This is a genomic window from Zoogloea sp., assembly GCF_028689785.1.
Lineage (GTDB): Bacteria > Pseudomonadota > Gammaproteobacteria > Burkholderiales > Rhodocyclaceae > Zoogloea.
On the sequence record NZ_JAQVCN010000103.1, the window covers coordinates 1 to 8,901 of the forward strand.

At 67.8% G+C, this 8,901-nt stretch carries 9 protein-coding genes; 8 read left to right on the forward strand and 1 reads right to left on the reverse strand.

All coding sequences use genetic code 11. The features are described from left to right. Positions 1-218: 218 nt before the first annotated feature. Positions 219-983: a trypsin-like peptidase domain-containing protein gene (locus tag PHI64_RS22860; protein WP_299888496.1), complete on the forward strand. Its 765-nt coding sequence runs from the start codon at positions 219-221 to the stop codon at positions 981-983. Positions 984-1,101: 118 nt separating this feature from the next. Here PHI64_RS22860 and PHI64_RS22865 read toward each other — a convergent pair whose 3' ends face one another. Then, positions 1,102-1,725 carry a hypothetical protein gene (locus PHI64_RS22865; protein WP_299888498.1) on the reverse strand — a complete coding sequence of 208 codons (624 nt, stop codon included), beginning with the start codon at positions 1,723-1,725 and terminating at the stop codon, positions 1,102-1,104. Between the two features lie 12 nt (positions 1,726-1,737). Between PHI64_RS22865 and PHI64_RS22870 the strand changes: the two genes are divergently transcribed. The 7 genes from PHI64_RS22870 (at position 1,738) to PHI64_RS22900 (ending at position 8,669) form a co-directional block, all read left to right on the forward strand. After that, positions 1,738-1,941, forward strand: coding sequence for a type II toxin-antitoxin system VapB family antitoxin (locus PHI64_RS22870; RefSeq protein ID WP_299888500.1), 204 nt, complete (start codon positions 1,738-1,740; stop codon positions 1,939-1,941). A gap of 354 nt (positions 1,942-2,295) precedes the next feature. Further along, positions 2,296-2,862, forward strand: a complete 567-nt coding sequence (locus tag PHI64_RS22875) for a DUF4255 domain-containing protein (protein ID WP_299888502.1) — start codon at positions 2,296-2,298, stop codon at positions 2,860-2,862. Beyond that, positions 2,862-3,716 carry a hypothetical protein gene (locus tag PHI64_RS22880; RefSeq protein ID WP_299888504.1) on the forward strand — a complete coding sequence of 285 codons (855 nt, stop codon included), beginning with the start codon at positions 2,862-2,864 and terminating at the stop codon, positions 3,714-3,716. Before PHI64_RS22875 ends, PHI64_RS22880 begins: the two co-directional genes overlap by 1 nt. 18 nt (positions 3,717-3,734) lie before the next feature. Continuing rightward, positions 3,735-5,576, forward strand: coding sequence for a phage tail sheath subtilisin-like domain-containing protein (locus PHI64_RS22885; RefSeq protein WP_299888507.1), 1,842 nt, complete (start codon positions 3,735-3,737; stop codon positions 5,574-5,576). A 46-nt stretch (positions 5,577-5,622) separates the two neighbouring features. After that, a complete protein-coding gene (locus PHI64_RS22890) occupies positions 5,623-6,078 on the forward strand; it encodes a phage tail protein (protein WP_296404825.1) in 456 nt (151 codons plus the stop codon). Between the two features lie 27 nt (positions 6,079-6,105). Beyond that, positions 6,106-8,187 (forward strand): phage tail sheath C-terminal domain-containing protein, encoded by a 2,082-nt coding sequence (locus PHI64_RS22895; protein ID WP_299888512.1) that lies wholly within the window; start codon positions 6,106-6,108, stop codon positions 8,185-8,187. After that, entirely contained in the window at positions 8,187-8,669 is a 483-nt protein-coding gene (locus tag PHI64_RS22900; RefSeq protein ID WP_299888515.1) for a phage tail protein, read from the forward strand. The genes PHI64_RS22895 and PHI64_RS22900 overlap by 1 nt, the downstream gene beginning before the upstream one ends. The last annotated feature ends 232 nt before the right edge of the window (positions 8,670-8,901 follow it).

The following is an 8,901-nucleotide window of genomic DNA, read 5'->3' on the forward strand; positions in this document are numbered from 1 at the left end:
GGGTGATCAAGGCCGAAATGGCCTCGAAATGCGGCAGCAAGGGCGGAAAAAGTGATCATCGAAGTCGGCTCAAAACTGCTGGCTTGGGTGTTCGTGCTTCAAACGTCAATTGATCAGGGGTTCCCTAACGGGGCGTTCAAAACGGACGTCAATGCTCCTCATTGCTGCCGCGTCACTTTGGCGCTGACATCGTCTTCTCATGATCGAAGCTGAAAAACATGGAAAGTGCAAAACAACTTGCCGCCGGAGCGCTTGGAGAGAAGCTAGGGAGGTTCCCACTCTTGTTTGCTAAGGCTGCATTTTTCGGCCAACGCCCCTCAAAAAAGCGGCCGAGCGAAATAAGCAGCGGGTCGGTTTCACTCGTCGATCTTGGCGATGGGCCACTTGCCATAACATGCGAGCATGTAATCGCTGGCTACATTGACATGGCCAAAAAACACGACAATTGTGTTTTTCAAATTGGCTCTGTTGAGATCAACCCGCTCGAACAGCTAGTCGAAAAAAATGCGCGGCTTGACTTGGCAACCATCCGTCTTACGGCAGAACAGGCAAAATTAATCACAACAGAAGGCGAAATCGGCTCTTGCATATTCCGGCCAACAGTGTGGCCACCGGAACCACTACAGAAAGGCCAATTTGTTGCATTTGGTGGCTTTCCGGGGTGTCTACGAACGATCGAGTCGTTTGACGAGTACATATTCGGAAGCTGGAGCTGCGGCGCTTCTGAAATTTCATCAGTTAGTGATGGCCAATTTGTCTCTGCCTTCGAGCGCAAATATTGGGTCAAGTCTTTCGGCTCTGACCATCACATGAACATAGATGCTCTTGGTGGCCTGAGTGGTGGGCCAGTATTCATTGATCGTGGGCTGTACTGGGATTTTGTCGGCATCGTGTCCCAATATCATGAAAACTTCGATGCTATGTTCTTCGCTTCCTCAAGGGCTCTACGAGCCAATGGCACCATCACTCCGCCACCTGTCTAACATGAAGCTAGCCGGACGTTAGAGTCCGCTTTTCCAAGGTTCGAATGGCTGCAAAGAGTCGGTAGCAGCCCTTCGGCGATTGCTACCGATGACCACTCCGACCGACAACCAGCCCCCCTCACACCACCCTAACCTGCCACCTCCACCACTCCGCCGACACCATCCGCCCGAACGCGCCCACCATGCCCTCAATCCGCGCGTTGAACCCCTCGTCCGCCTTCCCGTCCGCCAGAAACGCCAGCGGGTCGCTCCAGCAGGCGCGGAGGCCGGGGCAGACTTTGTCGTCCATCACCAGGGCCTCGTAGCGCAGGCTCACTTCGCCCCAGGGGACGTGGGCGAAGATGGGGGTGAGGGCGCCGCTGTCGAGGGCGCGGATGTAGTAGTCCATGTCCCGGTCGTCGGCCATGGGCATGGCGTCGGGGTTGGGGTCGAGCTCAGGGTCGAAGTCGGCTTCGTCGTCGGGCAGGCCATCGTCTCGCGGCACGCTGCGGGATGGGCCCAGGGCCACCACTACGCCAGCGTCACGGTACAGGGCCTTGAGGCGGGCGGCGAGGGCTTCGCTGGGGCCGTCGGTTTCCAGGGCGCGCATCAGGGCGCGTTGTTCGATCTCGAATTGTTCGTACTTGTCCATGGTGCGGTATGGGCTGCGGGCAAAGAGGCGGAAGGATAGCGGAGCCGTGCTTGTGTGGGTGCGCTTGCAGCCCTGCTGGATTGGATGCAAGGTCTGGGTCAGCGGAAACACACGGAGGTTGCGATGAGGGTGACGGTAGCAATTGACGATGCGCTCTACGCGCGGGCGCTGGAGCTTGCAGACCCATCCATGGATCCGGCAGATCTGCTTGCTGAGGCGATCAGAACCTTCATCCAGGTCCGCGCGGCCAAGCGCTTGGCCGCCCTGGGTGGAGCGATGCAGGACATGCCTGAAATTCCCCGCAGCACGAACGACTCCCGCCCCTAGCCCGCGTCACCTGACTCCGGTTATGCCCGGCGACTCGTCGCCGTTTGCCCCCTCCCCCACCCCGCCTTGATTTGCCCCATCCCGTGTGCTTGACTGCCTCACAGGGGCTCTCTTCCTGTGTGCTTGAGCACATCTTCTCTTCATGCCCGACACCCGGCAGCGCTGTACTGGTGCGGCTTTTGGCGTTTTCCTGGCGCGTCGGGTGACAACACCCATTTTGGGAAGCATGCCGTCCGTGTTTGTCCTTGAAGTTTCATGAAAGTAGTGTTGAATGCATAAATAGCCCCTCCAGCCGGCAGTCGTCCGGGCGTGGATTTCGCGTTCGCCGGGGTCGCTGTCACCAAGGGAGATGCCATGTTCATTGCCGGAGCCAGCGCCACCCTGCGACGCCTGCTGGAGGATCAGCTTGTGGCGACGGGCGGGCTGGATGGCTACACGGTGTCCCTGTTTTCCACCCGCGATTTCACGCCCAACCTCACCAGCCAGGTGGCGCTCTTTCTGTATCGGGTGGAGGTGGATGAGGCCCGGCGCACGGTGGATCTGCCGCGTCTGGCGCCCAATGCGCCGCGGCGGCAGGCGCTGGGGCTGGAGCTTCACTACCTGCTTACGGTGTGGGGGCTGCGGGATGCGGAGGGCGAGCAGGTGATGCTGGCCCGCTGCATGGACATCCTGGATCGCCACGCGGTGATCACCGGCCCGCTGCTCGACCCCCGCTATCAGTGGGAGCCCGAGGACGGCCTGCGGGTGGCCCTCAACCACCTGAGCACCGAAGACATGCTGCGCCTGTGGGACAGCCTGGAGCCGCCCTACCAGCTGTCGGTGCCCTATGTGGTGCGCACGGCGCGGCTGGCCGCCCGCGAGCGCTCCGATCCGGCAATTGCCGATTCGCGCACGCTGGTCTTTACGCCCCAGGTGCCCTGATGCTCGCCCCCGCCGACACGCCCCTGGCCTGGGCCGCCCGCCACTCCCCCGACAGGATCAGCGCGGTCGGGGTGCTGGCGGTGCGCATCCGGCGCTATCTCACCACCAACGCCGACCCGAGCCTGGCGGCCCTGCCCGGTTTGCGGGTGCGGGTGGCCGGGCAGGCCGAGCGCCCTTTGTGGCACGAATCCACGGGCCTTTACGGTTTTCTGAACATTCCGTCGGGCGACGCGCGCATCGAGATCGACGACCCCGCCGGCCGCTACCAGCCCCAGGCCATCAGCGCCCTGGTGCCCGACCGCTCTGCACTCAGGGCGGCCCTCGAAGCCGCCGAGGCGCCCCCCGTGGTGCCGCCCCCGGCCTACCCCAGCGTGGATCTGCGCCCCGGCCTGGCCATGGGCCTGCCGCCTGCCACCACCGCGGTGTGGGGCGTGCTGCGCGACGGCAGCCGTGCCGTGCCCGGCGCGCTGCTCAGCCTCGCCACGGTGCGCACCGGCGTCGCCGACACGGTGAGCACCCTCAGCGGGCCGGACGGCAGCTTTCTGCTGGTGCTGCCCTTCGAGATGATCGACCGGGGCATCAACCCGCCGCTACGCAACTTCGCCCGGGCGCTAACGGTGTTCGCCCCCCGCCCGGCGCTCGCCGCGGCCCTGGCGGCACGGGGCTTTATGGCCGGGCAGCCAGCCAATGTTTTCGGGCTCTCGGCGGCCCAGCGTAATTCGCTGTTCCTGCCGCAGGGCTTTCAACTGCGCGACGCTGGCGGCACCCTGCACCCGCAGGTCGGCGGCCAGAATCCGCCCGTTTCGGTTTCGGTCGGCCAGAAAACCCGGCTGGATATCGAGTTGCTACCCTAGCCATGATGGAGGCTCGACATGCCTGAATACCTCGCTCCGGGAGTTTACGTCGAAGAAACCAGCTTCCGCGCCAAGTCCATCGAGGGCGTGGCGACCTCCACCGCCGGCTTCGTCGGCCAGACCCGCTTCGGCCCCACCGCCGGGCTGCCCGCCCTGGTCACCGGCTATGAGGAATTCCAGCGCCTCTTTGGCGACGGCGATGACCTGCTGCTGGGCGGCGTGCCCACCCCCAACCAGCTCGCCCACGCGGTGCGCCTGTTTTTCGAGAACGGCGGCAAACGGGTGTATGTGTCGCGCATCTTCACACCCACCGGCGGGGGCTCGGTGGCGGCCGGCCGCTCGGTCAGCCCGGCGATCTCGGTGCTGGGGGTCAATCGCTTCCTGCGCGCCCGTTTCCCCGGGCGGGCCGGCAACGTGGTGGTGCGGATCAGCGCCACGCGCAGCGGCAACCTGCTCACCGGCGTGGCGGGCAGCCGCCGGGTGATGGGCCTGCGCCTGGGTGATGTGGTGGAGGCCGGCGCCCTCAAGGAGAGCCGGGTGGATGCGGCCGGTGCCAACGCCGTTACCGCGGCCAACATCTTCAGCGTCAGCTTCGACGCGGCCGGCAGCCCGCTGCTCACCAACGCCGGCGGCAACCTCGACCTCAACGCGGCAGCCCTCGCCGCGGTACAAAAGATCACCCTCGACTTCAGCATCGGTCCCAACCTGGACGGCTCCACCGGCACCCGCAGCGAGCAGATCCAGCGCCTCTCGTCCCACCCGGATTCCGATCTCTTCGTGGGCCGCATCCTGCGCCACGAAGACCCGGATGCCGGCATCGAGCCCCCCGCCGACCGCAGCCAGCGCATCTACTTCGATGCCGTGGCCGCCCTGCCCACGGTGGCGGCCCAGCGCACCACCTTCGCCCGCGACCTGCTCACCAGCCTGGTGGCTGCGTCGCCCCTCACCCTGGGCAGCGGCAGTGACGGCATCGCCCCCGACAGCGCCGCCTTCACCGGCGGCGGCAGCGGCCACGAGGCCACCGGCCTGGCCGCCCTCGGCGAGATCGAGGACATCGCCATCGTCGCCGCGCCGGGCTCTGCCGCCCTGCCCTCGCCCATCGACCAGGCCGTGCGCGACGCCCTCGTCAGCCACTGCGAAAGCCTGCGCTACCGCTTCGCCATCCTCGCCGGCCCGCGGGACGCGGACCAGGCCGCCATCCGCCTGGTACGCGGCCAGCACGACTCGAAATACGCTGCCATCTACTACCCCTGGCTGGTCGCCACCATGCCCGGCAGCGCCCGGGAAACGGTGCTCTACTCCCCCGAAGGCGCCATGGCCGGCATCTACGCCCGCAGCGACATCGAGCGCGGCGTGCACAAGGCGCCGGCCAACGAAACCGTGCGCGGGGTGCTGCGCTTCTCGCGCAACGTTAACAAGGGCGAGCAGGACGTGCTCAACCCCGAAGGCGTTAACTGCCTGCGCTTCTTCGAGGGCCGCGGCTACCGGGTGTGGGGCGCCCGCACCATCAGCTCCGACCCGGAATGGACCTACATCAACGTCCGCCGGCTGTTCATCTACCTGGAGCACTCCATCGACCGCAGCACCCAGTGGGCGGTGTTCGAGCCCAACAACGAAGAGCTGTGGCTCAAGATCCGCCTCACCATCGAGGGCTTTCTGTACGACGTGTGGCGCACCGGCGCCCTGCTCGGCTCGCGCCCCGAAGACGCCTACTTCGTGCGTTGCGACCGTACCACCATGAGCCAGTCCGATCTCGACAACGGCCGTCTGGTGTGCCTGATCGGCGTCGCGCCCACCAAGCCGGCCGAGTTCGTGATCTTCCGCATCGGTCAATGGACCGCCGACGCCTCGATCATCTGAGCGCCCGCCCGCCCGGCGATAACTGCATTCTCAAAGGAGACCGGCAATGGCCACTCTGCGTGAAGACCCCTACGGCCCGTTCAACTTCAAGGTCACCATCAACCCCGCCAGCGGCGGCGAGTTTCGCGGCGGCTTCTCGGATGTCTCGGGGCTGTCCACCGAGATCACCCACGCCGACTACCGGGAAGGCACCGACGCCTTCAACCGCCCGCGCAAGGTGCCGCTGATGTACAAGGCCGGCGACGTGACACTCAAGCGCGGCATGATCGCCTCCCTCGACCTGTGGAACTGGGTCAACCAGGTGCGCCGCGGCAACATGGAAGCGCGGGCCACCGTGGTGATCGAGCTGATGAGCGAAGACCGGGCCAGCACCGTGGCCCAGTGGAAGCTCATCAACGCCCGCCCCTCCAAGTGGACAGGCCCCACCCTGGCCGCCAAGGGCGCCTCCGACGTGGCCATGGAAGAGCTCACCCTGGTCTGCGAAGACCTCGAGTTCGAGTGATTCCACGCTTGAACTGAGGCCCATCCCATGAGCGTCGCGCTGCTCGGCAGCCTGTGGCGTCCCGGTCTGCCACCCGGCATCTACGAGGAGAAGCCCGCCGTGGCCTCCCGGGCGCGGGTGCGCCTGGATGTGGCCGCGCTGATCGGGCTGGCCGAACGCGGGCCGGTGAATACCCCGGTGCTCATCGAAGACGCCCGCCAGTTCGAGGCCGTCTTCGGGCGCGCCCTGCCGGGGCTCAAGCTGCCCCTGGCAGTGCGCCTGTTCTTCGCCAACGGCGGCCGGCGCTGCGTGGTGGTACGCTGTGTCGATCACGTAAACGTCCGCACCACGCGCCTGCTGCTGCCCGGGCTGAAGGCCGTGCGCGGCAACTCCCGCAAGCAGGTACGCCTTGCCGCCCGTAACCCGGGCAGCTGGGGCAACCGCCTGCAAGTGCGCTGCCAGCTCATCCAGCGCCCCATCGCCCTGGGGCTGGACCCAGTTACCAAGGCCCTGCGCATCCCGCCCGACCGCCCCGCCGTCGGCGCCACCCTGCGCCTCACCCGGCGCGCCTCGGGCCCGGGCGCCACGCCGGTCAGCCGCTTCTTCCGGGTGGACGTGGACGCGGCCCGCCAGCCCATCCTGGTACCCACGCCCACCAACCCCTTCCTCGACCCCGAGCTGCTTGCCGCCGCCGTCGAGCTCACCTTGCGCCTCGACGTCTTCCTGGACGGCAAGCTGGTCGAGAGCTGGGACGACGCCGCCCTGCACCCCAGCCATCCGCGCTTCCTGCCGCGCCTGCTGGGCCGCCGCGCCACCGCCGAAGCCCTGCTGCCGCCGCGCACCGACACCGCCAACCCCGAAGACCCGGTCTATGAGGCCGACCGCCACTGGGGCAGCGCCGACGACCCGTGGGGCTCCGACTTCCTGCGCCCCAGCCTGATGCTGGCCGATGCCTGGCTGCTGCCAAGCCGGGCGCTGTTTGCCGCGCCGGCCGGTCTGCTCCTGTCGGCCGCCGAGATGCCGCCATCCCGCCTGGGCCGGGACGCCAGCGCCAGCACCGGGCGCAATCACTTCTTCGAGGGCACCAGCATGGCCCTGGCCGACGCCCTCGAAGACGCCGACCACCGCTTCGTCGCCTTCAACGCCCGGCCGCCGGCCCTGGACGCGCTGGGCGTGTGGGACCAGGCCCAGCCCTTCGAGCCGATTGCCCTGGTGAGCCTGCCGGATCTGCTCCACCCCACGCCGCCGGACGCCCACAGCGTGCCACCGGCCCTGCCCGATGAACTGTGCTTCGGCGCCCAGTGCAGCCGCGGTCAGGCCGACCGCAGCACCAACGCCTTCGACTGGCCGCGGCTGGGCTTCGATGCGGCCGAGCTGCAGGACTACCAGCGCCGCCTTGTGGCCGACTGCGAAGCCCGCGGCACCCGCATCGCCCTGCTCGACCTGCCCCCCGGCCTGCGCGCCGGAGACGTGGTGGCCTGGCGCCACGGCGTGGCCAGCCCCCGCGCCGCCCTGTACACCCCGTGGCTGCGGGTGGATGCGGACGGCAGCGCCGCCACCGTGCCCCCCTCGGCCGCCGCCTGCGGCATCACCGCCCAGGTCGAGAACGACACCGGCGTGTGGGCCGCCCCGGCCAATCGCCCGGTGCTCGGCACCTTCGCCCGCGCCGACGACGCCGGCCTGCCCGAGCCCGGCTTCCTGTTCGAAGAGCGCATCGACGAGATCCGTCGCACCGAGCGCGGCCTGATGCTCCTCGGCGCCCGCAGCACCGCCACCGAGCGGGACTGGACCCACCTGTCGGTGCGCCGCCTGATCGACTGGCTCAAGGCCCAGCTCGCCGCCGACCTGGCCTGGGCCCCCTTCGAGCCCAACGACGCGGTGCTGTGGTCGGCCATGACGGGCACCGCCCGCCGCCGCCTCAAGGCCCTGTTCAATGCCGGCGCCCTGGCCGGCCGCAGCGACGCCGACAGCTACTTCGTGCGCTGCGACGCCAGCACCCACACCCAGGGCGACCTGGACTCCGGCCGGGCCATCATGCTCGTGGGTGTGGCCCCCGCCGTGCCGGCCGAGTTCATCGTCTTCCGCCTCGTCCGCAGCGGTGCGGACGACCCGCGCATCGAGGTGCAGTGATGCCCGACCCGGCCATGCTCTCCAACTTCAACTTCGCGGTGCACATCGAGCTGTCGGGCCTGGGCGGCGACGAGGGCCTGGCCCTGGGCAATCGTCGGGGGGCCTTCTCGGAGGTGCAGGGCCTGGAGATCACCCTGGAGCCTGTGAGCCTGCGCGAGGGCGGCTACAACCGGGGCACCCGCCAGCTGGTGGGCAAAACCACCAGCCCACCCCTGATCCTCAAGCGCGGCCTGTCCCTCGACCCCGCTTTCTGGGCCTGGGTGCAGCGCTGTATCGACGGCAGCTTTCCGCTGCCCTACGTGTCCGGCACCATCCGCGTGATGCAGGCCGACAGCAGCGCCCCCGACGCGGGGGTGTGGCGCTTCGAGAACGGCATCGTCACCAAGGTGAAATCCGCCGACCTCAACGCCGGCAACGCCCGCGAAGTGCCCCTCGAAGAACTCCACATCGTCCATGAAGGACTGAGCAGGGAGACGACATGAGCGCTCACGCCCGGCCGCCCGAAGGGGGTGCTTCGACGAGGGCCGGCTGTGCACAGCCGGTCCGTTCGGGCGGCGCGAAGCTGCGCTTCGCAAGACGCCGCCCTCATCCCTCGTGGGCGATGTCGCGCAGCGACAGGAGGGCAGTGGAATGACTACCGCCCAGTTCCGCCGTGCCAAGCTGATCCCCTTTGACGCGGGCGGCAAGAACACCGAGGAAGCGCGGGCCAGATCG